This window comes from Pseudomonas sp. TH21, from assembly GCF_016651025.1.
GTDB classification, from domain to species: domain Bacteria; phylum Pseudomonadota; class Gammaproteobacteria; order Pseudomonadales; family Pseudomonadaceae; genus Aquipseudomonas; species Aquipseudomonas aylmerensis.
Genome location: NZ_JAEKEQ010000001.1, coordinates 1,712,897 through 1,736,832 on the forward strand (window position 1 = coordinate 1,712,897; position 23,936 = coordinate 1,736,832).

The 23,936-nt window shown below is 61.2% G+C and carries 23 protein-coding genes and 1 pseudogene; 17 read left to right on the forward strand and 7 right to left on the reverse strand.

All coding sequences use genetic code 11. The features are described 5' to 3' along the window. Positions 1–18: 18 nt before the first annotated feature. The 3 genes from JFU04_RS07655 to JFU04_RS07665 all read left to right on the forward strand — a co-directional run bounded on the left by JFU04_RS07655 (position 19) and on the right by JFU04_RS07665 (position 2,301). Entirely contained in the window at positions 19–1,248 is a 1,230-nt protein-coding gene (locus tag JFU04_RS07655) for a glycosyltransferase family 4 protein (RefSeq protein WP_201143787.1), read from the forward strand. Between the two features lie 8 nt (positions 1,249–1,256). Further along, complete coding sequence (locus JFU04_RS07660; RefSeq protein ID WP_201146330.1) at positions 1,257–1,850, forward strand: sugar transferase; 594 nt, start codon at positions 1,257–1,259, stop codon at positions 1,848–1,850. 118 nt (positions 1,851–1,968) lie between these two features. Further along, positions 1,969–2,301, forward strand: coding sequence for a ComEA family DNA-binding protein (locus JFU04_RS07665; protein WP_065901777.1), 333 nt, complete (start codon positions 1,969–1,971; stop codon positions 2,299–2,301). A 16-nt stretch (positions 2,302–2,317) separates the two neighbouring features. Here JFU04_RS07665 and JFU04_RS07670 read toward each other — a convergent pair whose 3' ends face one another. Continuing rightward, positions 2,318–2,896 (reverse strand): TetR/AcrR family transcriptional regulator, encoded by a 579-nt coding sequence (locus JFU04_RS07670; protein ID WP_201143788.1) that lies wholly within the window; start codon positions 2,894–2,896, stop codon positions 2,318–2,320. Between the two features lie 132 nt (positions 2,897–3,028). Between JFU04_RS07670 and JFU04_RS07675 the strand changes: the two genes are divergently transcribed. Then, positions 3,029–3,673, forward strand: coding sequence for a GntR family transcriptional regulator (locus JFU04_RS07675; protein WP_201143789.1), 645 nt, complete (start codon positions 3,029–3,031; stop codon positions 3,671–3,673). Between the two features lie 15 nt (positions 3,674–3,688). Continuing rightward, positions 3,689–4,537: an urea carboxylase-associated family protein gene (locus JFU04_RS07680; RefSeq protein WP_201143790.1), complete on the forward strand. Its 849-nt coding sequence runs from the start codon at positions 3,689–3,691 to the stop codon at positions 4,535–4,537. Between the two features lie 9 nt (positions 4,538–4,546). Here the strand turns inward: JFU04_RS07680 and JFU04_RS07685 are convergent, their stop codons facing one another. Together JFU04_RS07685 and eat are read right to left on the reverse strand one after the other, a co-directional pair. Then, on the reverse strand, positions 4,547–4,714 hold the full coding sequence (locus JFU04_RS07685) for a DUF2897 family protein (RefSeq protein WP_012722955.1): 168 nt from the start codon (positions 4,712–4,714) through the stop codon (positions 4,547–4,549). Positions 4,715–4,825: 111 nt separating this feature from the next. Then, positions 4,826–6,190, reverse strand: coding sequence for an ethanolamine permease (eat, locus tag JFU04_RS07690; protein ID WP_065901771.1), 1,365 nt, complete (start codon positions 6,188–6,190; stop codon positions 4,826–4,828). A 442-nt stretch (positions 6,191–6,632) separates the two neighbouring features. On the opposite strand from eat, the gene kdpF reads away from it, so the two are divergent. The 6 genes and pseudogenes from kdpF to JFU04_RS07720 all read left to right on the forward strand — a co-directional run bounded on the left by kdpF (position 6,633) and on the right by JFU04_RS07720 (position 14,678). After that, positions 6,633–6,722 (forward strand): K(+)-transporting ATPase subunit F, encoded by a 90-nt coding sequence (kdpF, locus tag JFU04_RS07695; protein ID WP_003218754.1) that lies wholly within the window; start codon positions 6,633–6,635, stop codon positions 6,720–6,722. Between the two features lie 10 nt (positions 6,723–6,732). Then, on the forward strand, positions 6,733–8,427 hold the full coding sequence (kdpA, locus tag JFU04_RS07700) for a potassium-transporting ATPase subunit KdpA (RefSeq protein ID WP_106804759.1): 1,695 nt from the start codon (positions 6,733–6,735) through the stop codon (positions 8,425–8,427). 12 nt (positions 8,428–8,439) lie between these two features. Then, positions 8,440–10,497, forward strand: a complete 2,058-nt coding sequence (kdpB, locus tag JFU04_RS07705; RefSeq protein WP_446739682.1) for a potassium-transporting ATPase subunit KdpB — start codon at positions 8,440–8,442, stop codon at positions 10,495–10,497. 133 nt (positions 10,498–10,630) lie between these two features. Beyond that, entirely contained in the window at positions 10,631–11,176 is a 546-nt protein-coding gene (kdpC, locus tag JFU04_RS07710) for a potassium-transporting ATPase subunit KdpC (RefSeq protein ID WP_065901764.1), read from the forward strand. Positions 11,177–11,300: 124 nt separating this feature from the next. Beyond that, a pseudogene (locus JFU04_RS07715) lies at positions 11,301–13,951 on the forward strand (DUF4118 domain-containing protein). Positions 13,952–13,988: 37 nt separating this feature from the next. Beyond that, positions 13,989–14,678, forward strand: coding sequence for a response regulator (locus JFU04_RS07720; RefSeq protein ID WP_106805704.1), 690 nt, complete (start codon positions 13,989–13,991; stop codon positions 14,676–14,678). Between the two features lie 232 nt (positions 14,679–14,910). Here the strand turns inward: JFU04_RS07720 and JFU04_RS07725 are convergent, their stop codons facing one another. Further along, complete coding sequence (locus tag JFU04_RS07725; protein ID WP_065901760.1) at positions 14,911–15,948, reverse strand: patatin-like phospholipase family protein; 1,038 nt, start codon at positions 15,946–15,948, stop codon at positions 14,911–14,913. A 217-nt stretch (positions 15,949–16,165) separates the two neighbouring features. Between JFU04_RS07725 and JFU04_RS07730 the strand changes: the two genes are divergently transcribed. The 3 genes from JFU04_RS07730 (at position 16,166) to JFU04_RS07740 (ending at position 18,147) form a co-directional block, all read left to right on the forward strand. Next, positions 16,166–16,444, forward strand: a complete 279-nt coding sequence (locus JFU04_RS07730) for a hypothetical protein (RefSeq protein ID WP_010176194.1) — start codon at positions 16,166–16,168, stop codon at positions 16,442–16,444. Positions 16,445–16,497: 53 nt separating this feature from the next. Then, complete coding sequence (locus JFU04_RS07735; RefSeq protein ID WP_201143792.1) at positions 16,498–17,259, forward strand: CHAD domain-containing protein; 762 nt, start codon at positions 16,498–16,500, stop codon at positions 17,257–17,259. A 90-nt stretch (positions 17,260–17,349) separates the two neighbouring features. Next, positions 17,350–18,147, forward strand: coding sequence for an acyl-CoA thioesterase (locus JFU04_RS07740; protein WP_201143793.1), 798 nt, complete (start codon positions 17,350–17,352; stop codon positions 18,145–18,147). A gap of 2 nt (positions 18,148–18,149) precedes the next feature. Here the strand turns inward: JFU04_RS07740 and JFU04_RS07745 are convergent, their stop codons facing one another. From JFU04_RS07745 to JFU04_RS07755, 3 genes are all read right to left on the reverse strand, one after another. Continuing rightward, positions 18,150–18,512, reverse strand: a complete 363-nt coding sequence (locus tag JFU04_RS07745) for an Mpo1-like protein (RefSeq protein WP_065901754.1) — start codon at positions 18,510–18,512, stop codon at positions 18,150–18,152. A 271-nt stretch (positions 18,513–18,783) separates the two neighbouring features. Next, positions 18,784–20,265 carry a methyl-accepting chemotaxis protein gene (locus JFU04_RS07750; RefSeq protein ID WP_201143794.1) on the reverse strand — a complete coding sequence of 494 codons (1,482 nt, stop codon included), beginning with the start codon at positions 20,263–20,265 and terminating at the stop codon, positions 18,784–18,786. A gap of 96 nt (positions 20,266–20,361) precedes the next feature. Further along, positions 20,362–21,168, reverse strand: a complete 807-nt coding sequence (locus JFU04_RS07755) for a TatD family hydrolase (protein ID WP_120447953.1) — start codon at positions 21,166–21,168, stop codon at positions 20,362–20,364. A 236-nt stretch (positions 21,169–21,404) separates the two neighbouring features. On the opposite strand from JFU04_RS07755, the gene JFU04_RS07760 reads away from it, so the two are divergent. The 3 genes from JFU04_RS07760 to JFU04_RS07770 all read left to right on the forward strand — a co-directional run bounded on the left by JFU04_RS07760 (position 21,405) and on the right by JFU04_RS07770 (position 23,934). Then, positions 21,405–22,826, forward strand: coding sequence for a transglycosylase SLT domain-containing protein (locus tag JFU04_RS07760; protein WP_065901750.1), 1,422 nt, complete (start codon positions 21,405–21,407; stop codon positions 22,824–22,826). A gap of 103 nt (positions 22,827–22,929) precedes the next feature. After that, positions 22,930–23,364 carry a DoxX family protein gene (locus JFU04_RS07765; protein ID WP_065901747.1) on the forward strand — a complete coding sequence of 145 codons (435 nt, stop codon included), beginning with the start codon at positions 22,930–22,932 and terminating at the stop codon, positions 23,362–23,364. A 261-nt stretch (positions 23,365–23,625) separates the two neighbouring features. After that, a complete protein-coding gene (locus JFU04_RS07770; protein ID WP_065901740.1) occupies positions 23,626–23,934 on the forward strand; it encodes a hypothetical protein in 309 nt (102 codons plus the stop codon). The last annotated feature ends 2 nt before the right edge of the window (positions 23,935–23,936 follow it).

A 23,936-nucleotide genomic window follows, 5' to 3' on the forward strand; every position in this document is an offset into this window, starting at 1 on the left:
AGGTTGGATTGCTTTCAGATGAAAAAGACTATTTGGTATATTACGAAATATTTTTCACCCAAGACCGCGTCCAGCCCTGGTGGGCGCGGCTGGTTTCTTATCGAGGAAATGAGCAAGGCCGGCTGTGAGACCGTTGTCATTACCTCTGACTCCAATAATCTGGTTGATGTACCTGATTTGGAGCGTCGAGTCACAGAGCAGACGGTCTCTGGTGTAAAGATTATCTGGCTGAAAACACTAAAGTATTCCGTTGCGAAGTCCGTCACGCGAATTTTAAGTTGGTTTCACTTTGAGTGGAATCTGTTTTTTCTGGATAAGAAAGCCTTGCCGCGCCCGGACGTAATTATTGTTTCAAGCCTTTCGTTGCTGACCATCATCAATGGGTTGTTGTTGAAACGTAAATACAAATGCCGCCTGGTTTTCGAGGTACGGGATATATGGCCACTTACAATTGTGGAAGAGGGTGGATTCAGTAACGGGAATCTGTTCGTGAAGGCGTTATCTGTTCTCGAGAAGCTCGCCTACAAAAGGTCGGATTTGATCGTGGGCACTATGCCTAACCTTGCAGAGCATGTGCGTACTGAGACGGGCGTGAGTCGTCCAGTATTCTGCATCCCCATGGGCGTCAGCGACGAGCATCTGAGCGAAGCCAAAGAGCTGCCAGATGAGTACGTGCAACAGTATTTTTCGACGCCTAAGTTTAGGGTTGTTCATGCCGGTACGATTGGTATCACCAATGCGTTGGAGGTTTTTTTTGAAGCCGCTGCGTTGATGCGTGATCACACCGACATCGAGTTTTTGATGATTGGCGACGGTGCGTTGAAAGAGCACTACCAAACGAAGTACGGTCACTTGGCTAACCTCACTTTCGCCCCTAAAATTTCGCGGGACAGGGTCCAGTCAGCGCTTGCCAAGTCTGATCTGCTGTACTTTTCGGTCTATGCATCCAAGGTCTGGCACTACGGGCAGTCCCTCAACAAAGTGATCGACTACATGCTTGCTGGCAAGCCAGTCATTGCATCCTATAGCGGTTATCCATCGATGATAAACGAGGCCGAGTGTGGGGTTTATGTGCCTGCCGGTGATGTCGAGGCGCTGGTAGCTGGAATATTGGAAATGAAGTCCAAGAGCGCTGAGGAGCGTGCGCAAATGGGCGCGCGTGGCCGAGAGTGGCTGCTGGCTAACAGGAACTATCCAAAGTTGGCGCAAGACTATATGGCGTTATTGTTCGAGGATGCCGGTCGTTGAAACGATTGATGGATATTCTCCTTTCCGCACTGGCGTTGATTTTACTTTCTCCGGTCATCGCGTGGACGTCTTGGAAAGTCCGTAAGCATCTTGGTGCTCCTGTTGTGTTTCGGCAGTCGCGTCCCGGTTTGAACGCGAAGCCCTTCGAACTGGTCAAGTTTCGCAGCATGCGTGACGCCACAGACTCCGCGGGTAACCCGTTGCCCGACGCCGAGCGTATGACACCCTTTGGTCATTTTCTACGGGCCAGTAGCTTGGATGAACTTCCGGAACTTTGGAGCGTTCTCAAAGGCGACATGAGCTTGGTGGGCCCACGTCCATTATTAAACGAGTACTTACCACTTTATAGTGCGGAGCAAGCGCGACGTCATGACGTCAGGCCGGGTATTACCGGCTGGGCGCAGGTGAATGGACGAAACTCTTTAAGCTGGGAGGAGAAATTTAAACTGGATGTCTGGTATGTGGATAACCATTCTGTTTGGCTGGATATCAAGATACTTTTCATGACCGTCAAGAAAGTTTTGATTCGAGAGGGTATCAGTGCTGAGGGTGAAGTGACGATGTCAAAATTCTCCGGATCGAAAAAGTCTGATACAAACTAAGTTCTTATTCACACTCTGTAACTTTCCCATTTTTGACTCTTTCCAGACATCGCCTAAGTTAGAAAGGCAGCTTCGGAAAAGCTGCTTTTTTCTCTTACGCATGTCATGGAGCGTCAAAATGCAAAACACCTACCTTACTTCCCTGATCTTCGCTTTCCTCACCACTCTCTCCGTCACCACTACTGCCGCCCCCTCCATCAAGGCCGAAGCCCCAGCCCCCATCACTGCTCAAGTCGTCAATGCCGAGCAAGCCGCCAAGGTCAATCTGAACGCCGCCGACGCTGAAACCCTGCGTCGCGACCTCTTTGGCATCGGTGCAGCAAAGGCGAAAGCGATCATCGCTTACCGTGAAAGCAACGGCCCGTTTACGGCGGTGGATGAGCTGCTGGAAGTGAAGGGGATTGGCAAGGCGCTGATGGAGAAGAATCGCGACAGGTTGGTAATCAACTAAGCCACAAAGAGGCCGGTCATTGACCGGCCTTTTTATCGTCCAGGAGGAGCGTCTTCAGGCTTTCTCGCACGACTTCCATAATCCGCAAGCCCAACGCTGAATCTTCGACACTCCTGGCCAGCACCAATGCTCCCACCAGTGTCGACATTACCATCAGGCCAGCAGCATCGCCGCGCCCGTCACCCAGGGCCGTTTCAATCTGCTTGAGCCTTGCTCCGAGTACCGCATCCGTCGTCGCACTCGGTTGGCCTCTCAGCCCGAGTTCGGCCGACATCGTCGGCAGCGGGCATCCTTCTCCGGGTGAGGTCTGGTGCCACGGCGACAGATAATTATCAATGAAGGCTTCCAGCGGGCGCTCCTGGCTGAACAGCATCTCGCAATGGGCATCCAGCTGAGCCCCTGCGGCCTGCAGCGCCTTCTCCACCAGTTCGTCCTTGGATGTGAAGTGGGCGTAAAACCCGCCGTGCGTGAGGCTCAGCGCGTTCATCAGCGGCTGCAGTCCGGTCGCGCCGATGCCGTCGCGGCGAAAGCGTACCGAGGCTTCCTTGATGATGCGCTGTCGGGTCTGGGCTTTGTGGTCTGGTGAATAGCGCATAGGACTGCCTCGTGGTCAGGTCGGTATTTAACCATCTCACACGGCTTTACACACTTACCCCCACGTTTGAAGGGTTGGCATGAAACGTGATTACGTCTACAGCAAAGATTGTTCAACAATCGTGAGGTGTTGATGGTACTCAGCCTGTCTTTAGCCGACCAGATTGCCCTCGAACTGCGCGCCGACATTATCGGTGGGCGGCTGTTGCCAGGTGTTGCGCTGGTCGAGGGGGAGTTGGTGAAGCACTACAACGCATCGCGCAATACCATTCGTGAAGCGCTGCATCGCTTGGGCCAGGAAGGGCTCACCCGTTACGTGCGCAATAAAGGCGTGATGGTCCGGCGGCTTGAACGCGCTGAGGTGCGCGATTTGTTTGTCGTGCGTCGCACCCTGGAGTTGCAGGCCATTGCCCAGAGCAGTGCGCTTGCCCGGGATCAATCCGCACGTATGCAGGACGCGATCGACGCCACCACTTTGGCCCGCGAACGCGAGGATTGGCGTGCGGTGGCGACCCACAGCCTGGTGTTCCATCAGCAGATTGTCGGGTTGATGCGCAGCCCGTTGTTCGATGAGTTTTTTGCCCAGGTGATTGCCCAGTTGCGTCTGGTGTTTTGCGCGGCGCCGGATGAGCAGCGTTTCCAGTCGCCCTGGTTGGAGCGCGATCGCGAGATTTACTCCTTATTGGCCCGAGGAGACAAGCCGGCGGCAGGGGAGGCGATGAGTCTTTACCTGGATGATTCGGAGCGTCTGTCCCTGGTCCTGTTCGACCACTCCTGATTGAGGATCCGCATCATGTACAAAGACTATCCGGCCGCTTATCAGGTCAGCAAAGGTTCAGCACTGCAGGTCGACACTGCATTCTATGAGCGGATTCGCGACAAGGTGAGCCAGCGCACGCTGGTCGAGCAGTTCGAGGTGCCGATCCGAACGGGCAGGGCGTGGAAAGTACCGGCCGGGCATGTGTTTCGAGTGACTACGCCGGTCGGCCCGCAGGTCGGCGACTTCAACGTGTGGAACGCCAACGACCCTCGCGAGCGCCTATGGGCGGCGCGCACTCGTCAATTGCAGGGCGCCCATGTCAGCACCCATGACCGCCTGTGGTCGAACCTGCCATTTTTGAGGCCTTTGGTGACAATCACAGACGACAGCCTCGCCAGTTACGGCATCGATGAACACGGCGGGCGCCTGCACGATTTGCTTGGTACGCGATGCGATCCCTACGTCAACCGCATGCTCACCGGTGAGGACTTTCACCACCATTGCCATTCGAACCTGACCCGCGCGGTTTTACCGCACGGTCTTACGGAGTTCGATGTGCATGACGTGCTGAATATTTTCCAGTGTACGGGCCTGAATCATGACGACATGTATTTCATGAAGGCGTGCCCGGCGCAGAAGGGCGACTACCTGGAGTTCTTTGCCGAGATTGATTTGCTGTGTGCGCTGTCGACGTGCCCGGGCGGGGATTTATCGCTGCCGATGTGGGGCCCGCAGGCACAGGATCCGCTGACGGTGTGCCGTCCGCTGGGGGTGGAGATCTATAAGCTGGAGGATGAGCTGCTGAACGGCTGGAGCCAGCCGGAGCGTGCTGCCTACAAGGGGCAGCACGGTTTGCATATTGCCAAGGCGCCTTGGGAGTAACCCCAAGGTTCAGCGATCCTGCGCGTCCTTGGCATCCGCCTGGGCGTTGCGCTCGGCGACGCGCTTGCGTTGTTCGTCGGTGAGTTCCACCTTGTTGGCGCTGTCACGCAGCATCATCAACCCACCGACGATCGACCCGATCGCTACCACTAAAATCAACCATGCATACCACGGCATAAGGCTCTCCTTGAGGCAGATTGCCGTGGGAGAGTTTTCCCACGGTAATAACTGCTTTGAGTGACAGGCTTTCTTACTAGTTCAGTGTAGGCCCGTTCTGCCTCCAGTAGATCAGAGCCCGGTCAACATCGCATCCGCCGGTGCATCCGCGCGGTCCTGCGCGGTCAGTTGGAAGTAGATGAAGCCCGCCAGCATGAAGCCCAGGAAAATCAGGCCGATCAGCGCGTTGAACCAGGCCATGGCCACCAGGCAGACCACCGCCAGCACCAATGCAATACCCGGCACGATCGGGTAGCCCGGCGCGCGGAAGGTGCGTTCCAGCAGCGGTTCGGTCTTACGCAATTTGAACAGGCTGAGCATGCTCATGATGTACATCACGATGGCGCCGAACACGGCCATGGTGATCATCGCTGCGGTCAGCGTCATGCCACCGAGGTTGATCAGGCCGTCGCTGTAGATTGCGGCGATGCCTACCACGCCACCGGCAATGATTGCCCGGTGAGGTGTCTGAAAGCGCGACAGTTTGGCGAGGAAAGACGGCAGGTACCCGGCGCGGGCAAGGGCAAAGAACTGGCGCGAGTAACCGAGGATGATCCCGTGGAAACTGGCGACCAGACCAAACAGGCCGATCCACACCAACATGTGCAGCCAGCCGGAGCTGTCGCCCACCACGGTTTTCATCGCCTGCGGCAACGGATCGTTGATGTTCGACAGGGTGCGCCAGTCGCCCACGCCGCCCGCAAAGAACATCACGCCCATGGCCAGGATCACCAGGGTGAGGATGCCGCTGATGTAGGCTTTTGGAATGGTGCGCTTCGGATCTTTCGCTTCCTCGGCTGCCATGGCCGCGCCTTCGATGGCGAGGAAGAACCAGATGGCGAACGGAATCGCGGCAAACATCCCGGCAATCGCCGGGGCGCCGAAGGTGTCGGAACCGGCCCAGCCGTTCAGGGCGAAGTTGCTGAAGCTGAAGGCGGGGGCGACCACGCCCATGAACACCAGCAGTTCGGCGACGGCGAGTACGCACACCACCAGCTCGAAGGTGGCGGCGAGTTTCACGCCGAGGATATTCAGGCCCATGAACACGATATAGGCGCCGACGGCGGCGTGTTTCGGGTCGAGTGCGGGAAACTGTACGTTGAGGTAGGCGCCGATGGCCAAGGCGATGGCGGGTGGCGCAAAAACAAACTCGATCAAGGTGGCGAGGCCGGCGATTAATCCGCCTTTCTCACCAAAGGCACGACGGCTGTAGGCAAATGGGCCACCGGCGTGAGGAATTGCGGTAGTTAGCTCGGTGAAGCTGAAGATGAAGCAGGTGTACATCGCCGCGACCATCAATGAGGTCACCAGGAAGCCCAGGGTCCCGGCAACACCCCAGCCATAGCTCCAGCCGAAGTACTCGCCGGAAATCACCAGCCCGACCGCGATGCCCCATAAGTGCAGGGTGCCCAAGGTGGGTTTGAGTTGTGTGTTCATGATGTTGCTCTCCCTGAACCGTTTGGAATGATTCAAGGTGTTGCAGCGGCCATGCCAGCCTGAGGATCGTTGTCGTAAAGCCGCGTTACTGTCGCGTGGGGGATGGTTTGGCGTTTGAATTTTGCCGGTGTCGCACCAGATAAGTGCGGTGGTGCTTGAGCTGCCGCCATCGCGGGCAAGCCCGCTCCCACGGGCGGCCGTGTCTTTTTCTGCTTAAACACAGGGGACCGAGTCTTTCCAGATCAAGCACGGTCAAGTGTGGGAGTGGGCTTGCCCGCAATGAGGCCCTCAAATTCCCCACAAATCCCCCTGTAAACCCCGCATAAACCCACTCTTTACGCCGTCTTTACGCCCCAGCCACACCCTCGCTCTCGTTCCTTTACGCCCCTCCTGCCGACAATTGCCCCACACGCGGCACTCGCCGCTAAACGGAGAGACTTCCATGAGCGTTCTGGACGGGGTGTCACTGCTATTGGCCGTGGCACTGTTCATTTATCTGCTGGTTGCGCTGTTACGCGCGGATCGGAACTAGGAGCAGGGCTATGCACAGTTATGACTATTGGCTGATCATCGCCTTCTTTGCCGTGGTGCTGGTGCCGGCACCGTTCCTGGGGCGGTTCTACTACAAGGTGATGGAAGGCCAGCGCACCTGGCTCACGCCGGTGTTCGGCCCCGTCGAGCGCGCGTGTTATCGCCTGTCGGGCGTTGACGAGCATCAGGAACAGAGCTGGCAGAAATACACGCTGGCCTTGCTCGCGTTCAACCTCGCAGGTTTCTTGCTGTTGTTCGCGATCCTGTTGTTCCAGGACTATCTCCCGCTGAACCCGCAGAAATTGCCGGGTCAGGAATGGACCCTGGCCTTCAACACCGCGGTCAGTTTCATGACCAACACCAATTGGCAGTCCTACAGCGGTGAGGCGTCCCTGAGTTACCTCAGCCAGATGGTGGGCCTGACCGTGCAGAACTTCGTCAGTGCGGCCACCGGTTTGGCAGTCCTGGTCGCTCTGTGCCGTGGGATTGGTCGCAAATCCACCAAGACATTGGGTAACTTCTGGGTCGATATGACTCGGGCGACCCTCTACGGCCTGCTGCCGCTGTGCCTGGTGCTGGCATTGTTCCTGGTGTGGCAGGGCGTGCCGCAAACCTTCGCGCATTATGTGGATGCCGTGACCATGCAAGGCGTGGATCAAGTGATCCCCCTGGGGCCTGCCGCCAGCCAGATTGCGATCAAGCAATTGGGCACCAACGGTGGCGGCTTCTTCGGCGTCAACTCGGCGCACCCGTTTGAAGACCCGACTGCCTGGGCCAACCTGTTCGAGTTGGCGTCGATCATCCTGATCCCGGTGGCGCTGGTCTTCACCTTCGGCCATTACGTGAAGGACCTGCGTCAGAGCCGCGCGATTCTCGGCTGCATGCTGGCGTTGTTCATCATCGGCGGCGCGACCTCGCTGTGGGCCGAATACCAGCCTAACCCAACCCTCAACAATCCGGCCGTGGAGCAAACCGCACCACTGGAAGGTAAAGAGGCACGCTTCGGTACCACCGGTACCGTGCTGTGGTCGGTGACGACGACGGCGGCGTCCAACGGCTCGGTCAACGGCATGCAGGACAGCCTCAACCCTCTCAGTGGGATGGTGGCGCTGGTCAACATGATGGTCGGCGAAGTGATCTTCGGCGGCGTCGGTGCTGGCATGTACGGCATGTTGCTCAACGTCTTGATCGCGGTGTTCCTTGCCGGCCTGATGATCGGCCGCACTCCGGAATACCTCGGCAAGAAACTCCAGGCCAAGGAAGTGCAATTGCTGGTGGTGACCCTGCTGGTGATGCCAGTCGGCGTGCTTGTGCTGGGCGCTATCGCCGCCAGCCTGCCGGGTCCGGCCGGTGCCATCAGCAACCCCGGGCCCCACGGTTTCAGTCAGTTGCTCTACGCCTACACCTCGGCCAGCGCCAACAACGGCTCGGCATTTGGCGGCTTCAGCGCCAACACCGCGTTCCATAACTTGATGCTGGGCCTGGGCATGTTGATCGGCCGCTTCGGCTACATCCTCCCGGTACTGGCCCTGGCCGGCAGCCTGGCGATGAAGAAGACCGCACCGATCGGCCAGAACAGCTTCCCGACCCATGGCCCGCTGTTCGTGACCCTGTTGACCGTGACCATTTTGCTGGTGGGCGGCCTGACCTTCCTGCCGACGCTGGCACTGGGCCCTATCGCTGAACACTTGAGCATGGGCTTCTAAGGGGATATGAAAATGAATATGCCTGCAAAAAACGCGGCTCCGGTGAACACCCAGGAACCGCCAAAAACCGCGATGTCCGCCCTGTGGCGCCCGGCGCTGGTCCAGGCCTTCGTCAAGCTGGACCCGCGCCAGCTGCAACGCTCGCCAGTGATGCTGGTGGTCGAGTTGACCGCCATCCTCACCACCGTGTTGTGCTTTGTGCCCGACACGGCAGTGCCGACCTTCGTCGCCGTGCAGATTGCCGTGTGGCTGTGGTTCACCGTGCTGTTCGCCAACTTCGCCGAGGCCTTGGCCGAAGGTCGTGGCAAGGCCCGCGCTGACAGCCTGAAGGCCGGCAGCGAAGGCCTCAGCGCACGCCGCAAGGAGGCCGATGGCAGCTTCAAGGTCGTGCCGGCCGCCAGCCTGCGCAAAGGCGATGTCGTGCGCGTCACCGCCGGGGAAATGATCCCCGGTGACGGCGAGGTCATCGAAGGCATCGCCGCGGTCAACGAGGCGGCGATCACCGGCGAATCCGCACCGGTGATCCGCGAGTCCGGCGGCGACCGCTCGGCCGTTACCGGCAATACGCGCCTGGTGTCGGACTGGCTGCTGATCCGCATCACTGTCAACCCTGGCGAGTCGACCCTGGACCGCATGATTGCGTTGGTGGAAGGCGCAAAACGCCAGAAAACCCCCAATGAAGTCGCGCTGGATATCCTGCTGATCGGCCTGACCTTGATCTTCCTGTTGGTGGTGGTGACCCTGCAGCCGTTCGCCCACTTTGCCAATGGCAGCTTGCCGCTGGTGTTCTTGGTCGCACTGCTGGTGACCCTGATTCCTACCACCATCGGCGGCTTGTTGTCGGCCATCGGCATCGCCGGCATGGACCGCCTGGTGCGCCTCAACGTGATCGCCAAGTCTGGCCGCGCCGTGGAAGCGGCGGGCGACGTGCATGTGTTGCTGCTCGACAAGACCGGCACCATCACCTTCGGTAACCGTCGTTGTGCGGCGGTGGTCGCGGCGCCTGGTGTCAGCGGCCGGGACTTGGCCGAAGGCGCGCTGCTGGCGTCACTTGCGGACGACACGGCGGAAGGTAAATCCATCGTCGAATACCTGCGTGCCTTGCACCCCCAGGCCGAGCCATCCCTGGATGAGCTGACCGCCGTACCGTTCAGTGCTGAAACCCGCTTGTCCGGTGTCGACTACCAGGGCCGCGTGTTCCGCAAAGGCGCAGTGGACTCGCTGCTGGCGTTTATCGGCCAGCAACGTCGCGACCTTGCCCCTGCGCTGTCGCGGGAAATCGACAAGATCGCCCAGAGCGGCGGCACCCCGTTGCTGGTGTGTGCCGATGGCAAGCTGCTGGGCGCGATCCACCTCAAGGACGTGGTCAAGCCCGGCATTCGCGAGCGTTTCGCCGAGCTGCGCAAGCTGGGCATCCGCACCGTGATGGTCACCGGTGACAACCCGCTGACCGCCGCCGCGATTGCCGCCGAAGCGGGCGTGGATGACGTGCTGGCCGAGGCTACTCCGGAGAAAAAACTCGCGCGCATCCGCCACGAACAGAATGACGGTCGCCTGGTCGCGATGTGCGGCGACGGTGCCAACGATGCCCCGGCGCTGGCCCAGGCTGACGTCGGCATGGCGATGAACGACGGCACCCAGGCCGCACGCGAGGCGGCCAACATGGTCGACCTCGACAGCGACCCGACCAAGCTGCTCGACGTGGTGCAGATCGGCAAAGAGTTGCTGGTGACGCGCGGTGCGCTGACCACGTTCTCTATCGCCAACGACGTGGCCAAGTACTTCGCGATCCTGCCGGCGCTGTTCGCCTCGATCTACCCGCAACTGGGCGTGCTCAACGTGATGCACCTGCAGAGCCCGCAGAGCGCGATTCTGTCGGCGATTGTGTTCAACGCCTTGATCATCGTGGTGCTGATTCCCCTGGCCCTGCGAGGTGTGCGTGTGCAGGCGGCGAATGCCGCGGCGTTGCTGCGCCGCAACCTGTTGATCTATGGGCTGGGCGGGATCCTGGTGCCGTTCGTGGGCATCAAGGCGATCGACATGCTGCTGACTGCGCTGCACCTGGTGTAACCCCAACCCTGGTAGGAGCCGGCTTGCCGGCGATGGGTCCGATGCGGTCCGACTGACCCTTCGTCATCACCGGCAAGGACCAAGCGTCCTCCGGCTCCTACAGGTCGTGATGATTCAATGTGAGGAATGTGCAATGTCTAACATGATCCGTCCGGCCCTGAGCCTGCTGGTGCTCATGACCCTGATCACTGGCGTCGCTTACCCGCTGGTAGTGACTGGCGTCGCCCAAGTGGCGTTCCCGGACCAGGCCAATGGCAGTCTGGTGCGCGACGACAGCGGCAAAGTGCGTGGTTCCAGTCTGATCGCCCAGGATTTTACCGGCGACAACTGGTTCCACCCACGGCCATCGGCCGGCGCGTTTGCCACGGTTTCCAGCAGCGCCAGTAACCTGGGCCCAAGCAACCCGGCATTGGCCACCCGTGTGTTCGACGACGCGAATAAACAGTTGGTGCCCGCCCAGGGCCCTGTGCCTCTGGCTTCGCTGACTACCTCTGGCAGCGGTCTTGATCCACACTTGCCACCTGCGGCAATTGCCTATCAACTGGCGCGAGTGGCGGCGGCGCGGAATGTGCCGGTGTCGACCTTGCAGCGCTTGCTCGATGAACACATCGAAAGCCCGCTGGTAGGCCCGCCGGTGGTGAATGTGCTGGCGCTGAACATGGCCCTGGAAAAATTGTAAGCGGTGGTGCCGTCATCGCGGGCAAGCCTGCTCCCACAGGGTATGCATGCCTAACGTGGGAGCGGGCTTGCCCGCGATGACGGCGTGACAGACTCCCTATGAATACCTGAAGGAACCCTCGCGCATGAGCGACTCCGGCCGCGCCGACGCCCTCTTAGCCGATCTGCCCCGGGATGGCCGTGGCCGGCTCAAAGTCTTCCTCGGCGCCGCGCCGGGAGTGGGCAAGACCTACGCCATGCTCCAGGCGGCGCACACGCAGTTGCGCCAGGGGGTGCGGCTGATCGCCGGCGTGGTCGAAACCCACGGGCGCGCCGAGACTGAAGCCTTGCTCAGCGGCCTGCCGCAGCAGCCATTGTTGCGCACGGAATACCGCGGCGTGATGCTCGAGGAAATGGATCTCGATGGCCTGCTCGCCGCCAAGCCCAAGCTGGTGCTGGTCGACGAACTGGCCCACAGCAATGCCCCCGGCAGCCGGCATGAAAAACGCTGGCAAGACATCCAGGAACTGCTCGCCGCGGGCATCAACGTGTTTACCACGGTCAACGTCCAGCACCTGGAAAGCCTGAACGATCAGGTGCGTGGCATCACCGGCGTGCAGGTGCGCGAAACCCTGCCGGACTGGGTGCTGCAAGAGGCGGATGAACTGCTGCTGATCGACCTGCCATCGCGCGAACTGCTGGAGCGCCTGCGCGACGGCAAAGTCTATGTGCCGGAGCAGGCTCGCGCGGCCATCGATGCGTTTTTTACCCAGACCAACCTGATGGCGTTGCGCGAGCTGGCGATGCAGACCGCCGCCGCCCACGTCGATGACGATTTGGCCCAGGGCTATCGCCAACTTGGCCAGGCTGCGCCAGCGGTGCGCGGTCGTTTGCTGGTCGGCGTGGATGGCGATGCGCAGGCCGAGCGCCTGGTGCGTCATGCCAGTCGCGTGGCCCAGCGCCGGCATTTGCCGTGGAGCCTGGTGCATATCGATAACGGCCGCGCGCGCGATGAGCAGTCGCGCCTGCGTCTGCAAAACGCCCAGCAACTGGCCGAGCGCCTGGGCGGGGAAGTGGTGCTGCTGCGTGCGGGGGAGGTGGCCAAGACCTTGATCCAGCATGCCGCCGAACGCCGTGCCAGCCTGGTATTGGTTGGGCAATCGCGGATGCGCTGGCGCCGCCGCGTGTTCGGTGGTGGCCTGGCCGCACGGCTGTTGCGCAATGCGCGGGGCCTGGAAATCAACGTGCTCGACAGCGACGACATCCCCGCACCGCCGCGTCTGCCGGATGTGCGCGGCTTGGTGTGGTTTGACTACGCTTTGGCGGTGCTCGCCACCGTGGTGGCTGCGGCTGTGGCCTGGGCGGTGTCCAGTGTGTTGCCGCTGCCGAATATTTCCCTGGTGTTTCTCGCCGCCGTGTTGCTGGTGGCGGTGCGCAGCAGTCTCGGGCCGTCGCTGGTGTGTGCCGCGCTGTCGTTCCTGACGTACGACTTTCTGTTTATCCCACCGAATTTTTCCTTCGCCATCCAGCGCGAAGAGGACGTGCTGACCCTGCTGTTCTTCCTGCTCATGGCCGCGCTCACGGGTAACCTGGCTGCCCGCCAGCGCCGGCAGTTGCAGGCGTTGCGCGATACCCAGGAAGAAACCAGCGAATTGCTCGACCTGTCGCGCAAACTCACGGCCGCCACCGATCGGCAGGCGGTGATCAGTGCGGCGGCGCATCATCTGGAAGGTTGGAGCGACCTGGACCTGTGCCTGGTCAATCGCGATGGCCAGGGCGGCTGGAAGGTCGAGACCGGTGGCCCATTGACCCTCACCGAAGCCGAACGCGCTGCCGCGGACTGGGCCTGGCAGCATGACCAGCCAGCAGGCATGGGCACCGGCACCTTGCCGTTCGGTCGTTGGTGGTGGTGGCCGCTGTCGAGTGAGGAGGGGCCCTTGGGCTTGCTCGGGGTGAGTGCCAAGCCCGGCCGGGAGTTGAGTGGCCAACGCCGCCGCTTGCTCACTGCGCTGAGCCAGCCACTGGCCCAGGCGCTGGCGCGGGCGCAACTGGCGCAGGAGCTGGAGTCGGCGCGCCTGCACGGCGAAACCGAGCAACTGCGCAGCGCGTTGCTGGCCTCGGTGTCGCATGATTTGCGCACGCCGTTGACGTCCATGCGCGGCAGTATCGACAGCCTGCTGGCGCTCGGTGAGGCGATCCCGCTGGAGGATCGCCGCGAATTGCTCGAAGGTACCCGCGATGAGGCCGAGCGCCTCGACCGTTACATCCAGAACCTGCTCGACATGACGCGCCTCGGCCACGGCGCCCTGAAGCTGGCGCGCGATTGGGTGTCGCCGGGCGACATCGTCGGCAGCGCACTCGGGCGTTTGCGTGCCGTATTGGCGCCGCTGCAGGTCAGCACCCAGGTGCCGGCGGAGTTGCCGTTGCTGTATGTGCATGCCGCGTTGATCGAGCAGGCGCTGGTCAATGTGCTGGAAAACGCCGCGCGCTTTTCGCCGCCCCAGGGCCGTTTGCAGCTCAGCGCCGGTGTCTCTGACAACCAGCTGTTTTTGCGGTGGCCGATGAGGGCCCGGGGATTCCCGAGGAGGAGCGTGCGAAGATTTTCGATATGTTCTACACCGCCGCCCGAGGCGATCGCGGCGGGCAGGGCACGGGGCTGGGCCTGGCGATCTGCCAGGGCATGGTTGGTGCCCATGGTGGGCATATCAGCGTGGCCGATGGCATCGACGGGCGCGGCACCTGCATCACTTTATTCCTGCCGCTGCCGACCCAGCCTGGCCTGGAAGGCGAGCCGTGAGCTACCCTCTTTTCTCCACGGAATTTGATTGGACACCATGAGCCAGACCGCGACGATTTTGGTCATTGATGACGAACCGCAGATCCGCAAGTTCTTGCGCATCAGCCTGGCCTCCCAGGGCTACAAAGTGATCGAGGCCGGCACCGGCAACGAGGGCTTGGCCCAGGCGGCGTTGAGCAAGCCGGACTTGCTGGTGCTCGACCTCGGCCTGCCTGACATGGACGGCCAGCAGGTGCTGCGCGAGTTTCGCGAATGGTCGATGGTGCCGGTCCTGGTGTTGTCGGTGCGGGCCAGCGAAGGGCAAAAGGTCGAGGCCCTCGACGGTGGCGCCAATGACTACGTGACCAAACCTTTCGGCATCCAGGAATTCCTCGCCCGCGTGCGCGCGCTACTGCGCCAGGCCCCGGCGGGGGAAGCCCAGGAAGCGGCGTTGCGGTTTGGCCCCTTGACCGTCGACCTGGCCTACCGCCGCGTGCTGCTGGACGGCGTCGAAGTGGCGCTGACCCGCAAGGAATACGCGGTGCTCGCGCAACTGGCGCGGCATCCGGGGCGGGTGATTACCCAGCAGCAACTGCTCAAGGATATCTGGGGCCCGACCCACACCGATGACAGCCACTACCTGCGCATCGTGGTGGGCCATCTGCGCCAGAAACTGGCGGATGACCCGACCCAGCCGCGATTTATCGTGACCGAGGCGGGGGTGGGTTACCGGTTGTTGAATGCTTGAGTTTATCGGCGCCTGGACGGGCGTCATCGCAGGCAAGCCAGCGCCTGCATTCGTCCGCATTCCAGAGGGCGAGCTCGATTGAATGTGGGGCCTGGGCTTGTCTGGTTTTTGTGACGGGGGACGACATTTTTGCAGGCCAGTTCCTGCATTCGTCCGCATTCCAGAGGGCGAACTCGATTGAATGTGGGAGCCGGGCTTGCCCGCGATGAGGCCCTCAGCTACCACCCACCTGTCAGCGCTGCTCACTCTCATACCGATCCAGCGTGTCACTGGCAATTTCCCGCCCCAGCGCGATCAACTCCGGCGCCTTGTAGAACTCGAAAAACCGGCACACCCGCTTCGGCACGTTGATCAGGATATCCGGCGGGTAGCCCGCGATCTTGTACTGCGCCAGCGACGTCTGCATCACCTCGAAGCTTTGGTTGATCAGGTCCAGCAATGACGCCGGGCCGACGTTGTCGATGATGAACGAGCCAGTCGCCGACTTCGGTGCCCCGGCCTTTTCCGGCGCGGCGGCAGGTTGCTGGGATTCCGGCTCGGCCGACTCCAGCCACGGGTTGATCTCGGCCGCCTGGGCCTGCAGGGCTTCCTGCTCCAGCTTCAACAACTGCTCGGCCTGTTTGCGGCGAAACGGCAAGTGCGAGCCGAGGGACTTCACCAGGCTGTCGAAACGGCTCTTGAACGCCGGCGGACGCTGGATCACCGGCAACTGGTAGTGCTTCTGATTGGTGGCGTTGAGGTTGACCGCAATGATCAAGTCGCAATGGCTCGACACCACCGGCACGATAGGCAGCGGGTTGAGCAGGCCGCCGTCCACCAGCATGCGGTTGCCTTGCATCACCGGGGTGAACAGGCTCGGGATCGCCGCCGAGGCGCGCATGGCCTGGTGCAGGCAGCCCTCCTGGAACCAGATCTCCTGCTGGTTGGTCAGGTCAGTGGCGACGGCGGTGTAAGGGATGCGCAGCGCTTCGATATTGATCTCGCCGACGATCTTGCGGATCTGCCCGAAGACTTTCTCGCCGCGAATCGCGCCGAGGCGAAAGCTCACGTCCACCAGGCGCAATACATCGAGGTAGTCGAGGCTCTCAATCCAGTTGCGATATTCGTCCAGCTTGCCGGCGGCGTAGATCCCGCCGACCACAGCGCCCATGGAGCAGCCGGCGATACAGGCAATGTCGTAGCCGCGCCGTTCGATTTCCTCGATCACCCCGATATGGGCGTAGCCCCGCGCCCCACCGGAGCCCAGCACCAAGGCAACACGCTTTTTCATGGTCGATGTCCTCCCCTAGGCAAGCACCCACAATGCACCTTTTGAGGGGGTGGCTTCAATCTTCGTGCGGGCATGCAGTATTTTTCCAGGAAAGCCATGCAGCTCGGGTATGCTCTGGCAATAGGCGAGTTCGATTTCAGGTTGACTGATAAGGCACTTTTCCTTGCAGGAAACGTCTACAGCGTACGACTGTTTTTCTTTATTTGAGGTGTCATCAATGAAAGCCTGGATGTGTGTGCCTGTGATCGTGTTGGCCCTGGCCGGTTGTGCCGGGAAAACCGCGTACCGCGACAGCTGCGGCACGCAACTGGATGCAGCGTGGCACGAACTGGACTTGGCCAAGGCTGAAGGTTTTGCCGGCACCGTGAGCTACTCCAAGGCCCTGTCTTTGTTGACCGGCGCCAAGACCCAACAGCAATTCGAAGCGTTTGAAGGCTGCTCCAACAAGGCCGAGAAAGCGCGGTTCTATATTCGTGAGTCGCGCGCCGGCCGCTAAGCCGTCTACGCTGGCGTGAGCCAGCCGGGATTTTCATCGTCAAGGGGGAAGGGATGTCAGCTTTGGTCGATCAGTTAGTCGCTCAGGTCATTGGCCTGGAAGTAGGGTTACTGAGCTGCCAGGCTCGCCTCGCTGCCGTCACCGACGATGAATCCCTGCACGACCTGCGCACTACTGTGCGCCGCCTGCGCAGCCTGTTGCGCCCCTTGCGCGGGCTGCCCGGGGTGGAACAGGTTGAGGCGGCCGCCCGTGCGGTCGGCCAATTGACTACGCCGCTGCGTGACCGTGAGGTGCTGGCGGCGTATTTGCACGCGCATGGCCACCACGAGGCCGCTGATCGGCGCATGCGCCTGCAACCCGATGCGTATCGCCATGTGGCGCAAGGCGCAGAACTTGCGCATTTGCTGCTGATTCTCGATGCATTCCCACGGTTTATCCGCGCCAGCGAACATCAGAAATTGCTCAAGGGCCTGCGTCCGCGAATCCAGAAACGACTGGCCAAGCAATGGCACCAACTTGATCAAGCCCTGAAGGATCCTGAGCACGATCGCCACCGCCTGCGTTTGTTGATCAAGCGCGTGCGTTACGCCGCCGAGGCCTATCCCGAGTTGGACAAGCTGCCCGCCAACGCCATGTCGCGCCTGAAAAAGGCCCAAGGTGCCCTGGGCGACTGGCATGACTGCTGGCAGTGGCTGGCCCAGGCTGAACACCAGGCGGATTTGCAGCCGTGTGTTGCCGTGTGGCATCGCACCATGGCCAAGGCGCAAGGGCAGGCGGACCGCGTGCTGGACAAGCTCAGCGCCGATTGTTTCTAAAACGGTCCGGGTTTTGGCCGGAATAAGCGCTGTACGTTGCTGGCTCGATGGTTAAGATCCTTCATCTGTTTCTTTTGATGTGAGGTCGCCATGCGCTTTAGTGATTTGCTCGACGCCGCCCGAAACCACCCGCTGGACGTCACCATTCCCGCCGAGTGGGCCCAGGGCCGCGCCACGTTTGGTGGTCTGGTCGCCGCCTTGCAGTACGAAGCGTTACGCGCCAAGGTGCCGGCGGATCGCCCATTACGCTCGCTGGCAATCACTTTCGTCGGCCCGGTAGCGCCTGACGTAGCGGCCAGTTATGAAGTCGAAGTCTTGCGCGAAGGCAAGGCGGTCAGCCAATTGCTTGGCCGTGTGGTGCAGAACGGTGAAGTGGCGACATTGGTCCAGGCCAGTTTCGGCGGGTCTCGCGCGTCGGAAATCGATGTGGCGAGCGAGCCACCGCCGGTGTTCAAGCACTGGGATGAGTGCCAGGAGTTGCCCTATATCAAGGGGGTCACCCCTGAATTCATGCGCCACCTGGCGATGCGCTGGAGTGTCGGCGGCTTGCCGTTCACCGGTAATAAGTCCCGCGACATGGGCGGTTGGGTGCGATTGCGTGGGGATGTCAAAGAAGAACCGCTGACCGAGGCGCATATTCTCGCCCTGGTCGATGCCTGGCCCCCGGCCTTGCTGCCGCACCTCAAGAAGCCAGCGCCAGGCAGCACCCTGACGTGGACCATCGAATTTATCCAGCCGCTGCAGGACCTGACGACCCTGGACTGGTGCCAATACCACGTCAACATCGAACACGCCCGTGACGGCTATGGCCATGCCGCTGCCGCACTGTGGGGCCCGACCGGCGAGCTGATCGCCTTAAGCCGCCAGACCGTGGTGGTCTTCGCCTGACCTCAATGCCGGTGGCGCTGGCGCCAGGCACGCCACCAGCCGCCGCTCAGCACAAAGCGCGGGAAGGTCACGAACTGCTCGACCACCAGGCGTTGCACTGCGTCTTTACGATCACTGAATGGCTCACTGGCCTGGGCTTCCAGGCTATGTCCATGACGCTGCAGCGCCAGGCCGGCGAGAATGCCGACAACGCCAATGGCGAAGCTGGCCAGGCTCAGGCTGAACACCCCCGACACAATCAACAGAAACCCGATGATGAACAGCGGCACCGCAATCAGGTGCAACGCCAGGTTGGTCGGGTGTTGATGGTTCTGCGGGTAGTTACGCCATTGCCAGGCGGGGAGATTGGGATGACGTTTGCCCATGGTGGTGAATCCTCTGTCCGTTGAAACAACATGCAGAGAGTCTAGGTGGGGTTGCGTGAGGGGGCGAATTGGGGCTGGCTATGGGGGTCATAGAGGGCGATTTTTGACAGGTTACCCTCATGTCAAAATAGCGCAGTCAGGGTCGTCCCTGTGCATCGGATACGTAAGAATAGGTATGCGGTCGTAGGACCGCTGCAATACCTTTGCATCGTGCAGAACCTCAGGTTCACCGAGGCCTAGTTGTAGGGTGGGGACTACAGGTTGAACAGTCCTACAGTTTCAACTGCCCGATCGCCTTACTCAGTTCTCCAGCCAGCGTCGCCAGTTCATTGCTGGTCGTCGCGGAGTCCACAGTCTGTTGCACGGTGTTCTCGGTCACGTCACGGATGCTTACCACTGCGCGGTTCATCTCTTCGGCGACGTGGCTTTGCTGTTCGGCGGCGACGGCGATCTGGGTGTTGCTTTCGCGCATTTGCGCCACGGCGCCGGTGATTTCGGCGAGTGCGGCGCCGGCCTCCTGGGCTTGTTGCACGCAGTCGTCAGCCTTGAACGAGCTTTCCTGCATGAAGTCCACTGCGTCGCGCGTGCCGGCTTGCAGCGCCGAGACCATGCGGGTGATTTCGTCGGTGGAGCTCTGCACGCGCTTGGCCAGGTTGCGCACTTCGTCGGCAACCACGGCGAACCCCCGGCCCATTTCGCCGGCGCGCGCGGCTTCGATGGCGGCGTTGAGCGCGAGCAGGTTGGTCTGTTCGGCGATGCTGTGGATCACGCCGACCACACCGTTGATTTTCTGGCTGTCCTCGGCCAGTTTCTGGATCATTTCGGCGGTCTGTTGCACGCCGGTGGACAGCCCGGCGATTGAGCGTTGCACGCGGGTGACCACTTCCTGGCCGCTGCCGGCGAGGGTGTCGGCGGTCTGGGACAGGTCGCGCGTGGCACCGGCATGTTGAGCAATGTGGTAGACGGTGGCGGTCATCTCGTTGATAGCAGTGGCGGCCTGGTCGGTCTCGCTTTGCTGGCCGAGCATGCCGTGCTGCACTTCGTTCATGCTGCTGGCCAGCCGCGCGGCACCCTCGTCGAGTTGCCGGGCGGTGCGTGCCACCGTATTGACCACCCGCTGGTAGCCGGCTTGCATGGCGTTGAAGGCGCTGGCCATCTGGCCGACCTCGTCCTTGCAGGCCAAGGGCACACGGGCCGACAGGTCGCCGGTTTTCTCCACGTGCAGCATCACGTCCTTGAGGGTATTGAGCTGGCTGAGCAGGAAGCGGATCAATAACTGCGAAGCGCCGAGCATCGCCAGCATCAGAATCAATACGGCCACCGCATAGTTGGCGAAGCGTTCGCGGAACACCTGGCTCAGGCTGGGGGCATAGGCCAGCACGGCGACCTGTTGGCCGTCGGGGCGCGCGATCACTTCGGCGCCCATCAGCGGGTTCTCGCCAAACAGCGGCATACGGTTGAGGTCGACCCAGCCGTTGGCGCCGCTCAGGGCTGAAAGATCCTGGTCAGCTCGTTGTGGGATCTGGCCTTGTGCATATGTCAGCCAGTGCTCATCTGTGGGCAGGGCCTTTTCCGCCGGCCAGGCACTGAGCAATCGCGCCTGGGCCTGCGCCGAGGCCTGGGACGCATCGCTGCGCGCCTGTTGTTCAAGCTGCACGGCGTACAGCACCAGCAGCAGGGTGGTGATGAACGCGACCGCGTTGACGGCCCAGAATTTGTACTTCAGCGAGATATTGCTAAGCCAGGCACCCATGGAAGGTTTTCTCTGATAGCGGAAACAGTATTGGCAAGGTGCCATTATTGTGCCGCTACTCAGGAAGCCGGTTTTGACATGGGTCAATGCGCCGCATCAATCCACGGCAGGCAAGCCAAAAAACGCGCGCGCGCTGGCGGTGCTGTGCGCGGCCAGGTCTTCCACGCTTTCGTTGCGGTGCAACGCGACTTCGCGCAGTACTTCCGGCAAGTAGGCCGGTTCGTTGCGGCCGTTTTTTGGTTTCGGCCGCAGGGTGCGTGGCAGCAGGTAGGGGGCGTCGCTTTCCAGCATCAGACGGCCACGGGGAATTTCCCTCACAAGCGGGTGCAAGTGTGTCCCACGGCGTTCGTCGCAGATCCAACCGGTGATGCCGATGTGCAAGTCGAGGTCGAGGTAGCTGAACAATGCCGACTGTTCGCCGGTGAAGCAGTGCACCACGGCGGCGGTGAGGTGGTCGCGGTAGTCCTTGAGGATTTCCAGCAGGCGTTGGTTGGCGTCGCGTTCATGCAGAAATACCGGGAGTTTCAACTCGACGGCCAGGGCCAAGTGCTCTTCCAGGACTTTCTCCTGCTGCGGGCGTGGGGAAAAGTCGCGATTGAAGTCCAGCCCGCATTCGCCCACGGCACGCACGCGGCTTTCACTGAGCAGGCCGCGCAAACGCTGGGCGCTGTCGCCGTTCCAGTCACTGGCGGAATGCGGGTGGATGCCGGCCGTACTGAACAGGCGCTGGCCGCTTTCATCGAGTTTCAAACACAGTTCCAGGGCCTGCTCACTGCCGTCGACGCTGGTGCCGGTGAGTACCAATTGCTGTACGCCAGCGGCATAGGCTCGCTCGAGAACGGCCAGGTGCTTCTCGTCGAAACTGGGGTTGGTCAGGTTGACGCCGATATCAATGAGTTGCATGGTGCTATCTCCGCCTGCGGCCGGAAAGCATATCAGAGCTGTAGATTTATAAGAAAATCGAAGAACTACAACGAGTTATAGCTGTCTTTGAACGTCGCAAGTGACATTGTGGTCGGCCGACCGCCTGACCCAGTGTCGCCGTTGCGTACCTTGCCAGCGCATAAAGCGCTCTGTTTCTGACGCCCACCGCCTCGTTTTTCGCGAGAGCGTTGGCCAGTATTCTTTCCGGAGAGCGGATGATCCGACCCTCGGCGTTGCTTATGTTGTGCCTGACGTTATTGCTGCCCATGGCGGCGGTTGCGCGTCTGGACGGGCCGCTGGAAGTGACCAAGCCCAGCAAGGTGCGCGACTTGGCGGAGATCCGCTCCAGCCGCACCTTGCGCGTATTGGTCAACCAAAGCCGCAATAGCTCTGGTGAAGTGCAGGGCCAGGCTATCGGGGTGGAATATCACCGCCTGCGCGCCTTCGAGCAGTACCTCAATGGCCACGCCCGTGATGGCCAGGAAATCAACCTCAAGATCATTCCCAAGGCCAAGGACCAACTCCTTGGCGCGCTGGCCCGTGGCGAAGGCGATCTGGTGGCCCCTGGTGAACTGCTGGATGTGAAGGCCGCACACAAGATCAGCACCAGTGACCCGATCGCCAGCGGAGTGCCGCTGTGGCTGGTGGGGGTCAAGGGCGAGCGGCGGTTTACCAAGTTGGAGCAACTGTCTGGCCGGACCGTGGCGCTGACCACTGGCAGCGCGGCGGCGGATGCCATCAGTCAGGTCAATCAGAAGCTGGCGCTGCACAAGCAGCCGTCGATCAAGGTGGAATGGGTCGACCCGACGCTCGCGGTGGAGGACGTGCTGGAGATGGTCCAGGCGGGGATTTTTCACCTGACCATCGTCGAGAAGCCGATTGCCGAGCGCTGGTCGAAAATCTTGCCCAAATTGCGCTTCGATAAGCAGGTGGCGATCAGCGAACCAGGTGACGAGTACTGGTTCGTGCGCCAGGACGCGTCGATGCTGCGGGCCAGCATCGATCGATTTCTCAAGACCTATCGCACGCCCTCCGACCAGGATGTCGCGTTCCAGCGTATCTATCGGCGCCTGTACCAAGTGCGCAATCCGCTGGCCCGGGTCGACCGCCAGCGCCTGGAGAAGCTGCGCCCGGTCCTGCAAAAACATGCGCGCGAGCAGGGCATGGACTGGTTGAACCTTGCGGCATTGGCCTTCAAGGAGTCGGCACTCGACCCCGGCGCGCGCAACAGCGGCGGCCCCACCGGCCTGATGCAGATCACGCCGTCGGCGGCGCAGCGGGTGGGGGTCAACAATATCGAGAACCTCGACAGCAATGTGCAGGCCGGTGCGCGCTATCTGGCGATGATCCGCCGCAAGTTTTTCGCCAGCCCCAAGCTCAATGAGCGCGAGCGCATGGCCTTTGTACTGGCGGCCTACAACATGGGCCCGGAGCGCGTCCAGGGCATGCGCACCGAGGCCAAGCGCCGGGGGCTCAACCCCAACCAGTGGTTCTTCCAGGTTGAACGCATTGCCATGGAGCAGGTGGGCATGAGCGGCGTCAGCTATGTTAATAGCGTTAACAAGTACTACTTGGCGTTCGATCGGGAGCGGGAGTCCCTGGAGCCGCCAGCGCCGAAAATTGCCTCACGGAAGTAATCGATTAATTCGATATTGATAAGGCAGTTTTTGCGCTTTTAACATTGCTTAAACTGATTAATATGGCGGCCAACCAACCCCTGTTTCGAAAAGGATTACAAGCATGAGCCCACTGATCAAAAGCCTCCTGACCACCCGTGCCGGTTACGGCCTGACTGTCCTGCGCATTGTTGTTGGCATTATCTTCGCGGCCCACGGCTCGCAAAAACTCTTTGGCTGGTTCGGTGGCTACGGCCTGGCCGGCACGGCGCAGTGGATGGAAAGCATCGGCCTCGCACCGGGTACCCTGATGGCACTGTTGTCGGGCGGGACCGAGTTCTTCGCCGGCCTGGCACTGATCATCGGTTTGCTCGCTCGCCCGGCGGCACTGGGCTTGACCATCCTGTCGCTGGTGGCGATCTTCTCGGTGCATATCCATAACGGTCTGTTCATGGCCAATAACGGGTATGAGTTCGCATTGGCGCTGCTCGGCGGCGCGCTGGCAGTGCTGCTGGAAGGTGCCGGCAAATTGTCTGCAGACCGCGCCATCGCCCGCTGATCGACGTCTGGAAAACCGACAAGGCCCGCCCCTGTGCGGGCCTTTTCGTTGCCCGCCATTCTTGACACCGCCCCTGCGGCTTCTCTAGGATGCCGCTCATGCGCCGATTTAAACAGCTAATTGCGGGGCGCCACCGGGACTCTATGCAGCCCGACAGAAGCTTGTACTCCCATGCCGAGACAGCTTTGAAATTCCGCTAAAGCGCTGGTTCGGTGTTGCCTCTCACCTGCCCGCAGACTTTTGAGGCAGAGACACGACACGATGAATGCACTACGCCCCCTGATACGCCTGGCCCCGATCACCGCGGACCTGACTCAACGCAATCCGAAAATTCTCCTGGGCGGCAAGCACCAGCCGACGCTGTTGCGTTACCTGGATGGCTGGCCGCGTCGTACCGGGCGGCCATCGGCGTTCCTGATCCAGTTTGTGGAAGACGGCGACTCTCTCGCCCGTTTTGCCAACAACAGCTTTGACCTCGCGGTCATCCAGGCTCCGAGCGCCGTCAATGCAGCTGAAGTGATCGGCCATCTGACCCGCATTGCCCGGCAAGGGCTGATCGCCAGGCGTTGAGG

Coding starts and splice junctions, on each gene's coding strand:
- JFU04_RS07655 (WP_201143787.1), top strand. CDS start 19: ATGAAAAAGACTATTTGGTATATTACGAAATATTTTTCACCCAAGACC.
- JFU04_RS07660 (WP_201146330.1), top strand. CDS start 1,257: ATGGATATTCTCCTTTCCGCACTGGCGTTGATTTTACTTTCTCCGGTC.
- JFU04_RS07665 (WP_065901777.1), top strand. CDS start 1,969: ATGCAAAACACCTACCTTACTTCCCTGATCTTCGCTTTCCTCACCACT.
- JFU04_RS07670 (WP_201143788.1), bottom strand. CDS start 2,896: ATGCGCTATTCACCAGACCACAAAGCCCAGACCCGACAGCGCATCATC.
- JFU04_RS07675 (WP_201143789.1), top strand. CDS start 3,029: ATGGTACTCAGCCTGTCTTTAGCCGACCAGATTGCCCTCGAACTGCGC.
- JFU04_RS07680 (WP_201143790.1), top strand. CDS start 3,689: ATGTACAAAGACTATCCGGCCGCTTATCAGGTCAGCAAAGGTTCAGCA.
- JFU04_RS07685 (WP_012722955.1), bottom strand. CDS start 4,714: ATGCCGTGGTATGCATGGTTGATTTTAGTGGTAGCGATCGGGTCGATC.
- eat (WP_065901771.1), bottom strand. CDS start 6,190: ATGAACACACAACTCAAACCCACCTTGGGCACCCTGCACTTATGGGGC.
- kdpF (WP_003218754.1), top strand. CDS start 6,633: ATGAGCGTTCTGGACGGGGTGTCACTGCTATTGGCCGTGGCACTGTTC.
- kdpA (WP_106804759.1), top strand. CDS start 6,733: ATGCACAGTTATGACTATTGGCTGATCATCGCCTTCTTTGCCGTGGTG.
- kdpB (WP_446739682.1), top strand. CDS start 8,440: ATGAATATGCCTGCAAAAAACGCGGCTCCGGTGAACACCCAGGAACCG.
- kdpC (WP_065901764.1), top strand. CDS start 10,631: ATGTCTAACATGATCCGTCCGGCCCTGAGCCTGCTGGTGCTCATGACC.
- JFU04_RS07720 (WP_106805704.1), top strand. CDS start 13,989: ATGAGCCAGACCGCGACGATTTTGGTCATTGATGACGAACCGCAGATC.
- JFU04_RS07725 (WP_065901760.1), bottom strand. CDS start 15,948: ATGAAAAAGCGTGTTGCCTTGGTGCTGGGCTCCGGTGGGGCGCGGGGC.
- JFU04_RS07730 (WP_010176194.1), top strand. CDS start 16,166: ATGAAAGCCTGGATGTGTGTGCCTGTGATCGTGTTGGCCCTGGCCGGT.
- JFU04_RS07735 (WP_201143792.1), top strand. CDS start 16,498: ATGTCAGCTTTGGTCGATCAGTTAGTCGCTCAGGTCATTGGCCTGGAA.
- JFU04_RS07740 (WP_201143793.1), top strand. CDS start 17,350: ATGCGCTTTAGTGATTTGCTCGACGCCGCCCGAAACCACCCGCTGGAC.
- JFU04_RS07745 (WP_065901754.1), bottom strand. CDS start 18,512: ATGGGCAAACGTCATCCCAATCTCCCCGCCTGGCAATGGCGTAACTAC.
- JFU04_RS07750 (WP_201143794.1), bottom strand. CDS start 20,265: ATGGGTGCCTGGCTTAGCAATATCTCGCTGAAGTACAAATTCTGGGCC.
- JFU04_RS07755 (WP_120447953.1), bottom strand. CDS start 21,168: ATGCAACTCATTGATATCGGCGTCAACCTGACCAACCCCAGTTTCGAC.
- JFU04_RS07760 (WP_065901750.1), top strand. CDS start 21,405: ATGATCCGACCCTCGGCGTTGCTTATGTTGTGCCTGACGTTATTGCTG.
- JFU04_RS07765 (WP_065901747.1), top strand. CDS start 22,930: ATGAGCCCACTGATCAAAAGCCTCCTGACCACCCGTGCCGGTTACGGC.
- JFU04_RS07770 (WP_065901740.1), top strand. CDS start 23,626: ATGAATGCACTACGCCCCCTGATACGCCTGGCCCCGATCACCGCGGAC.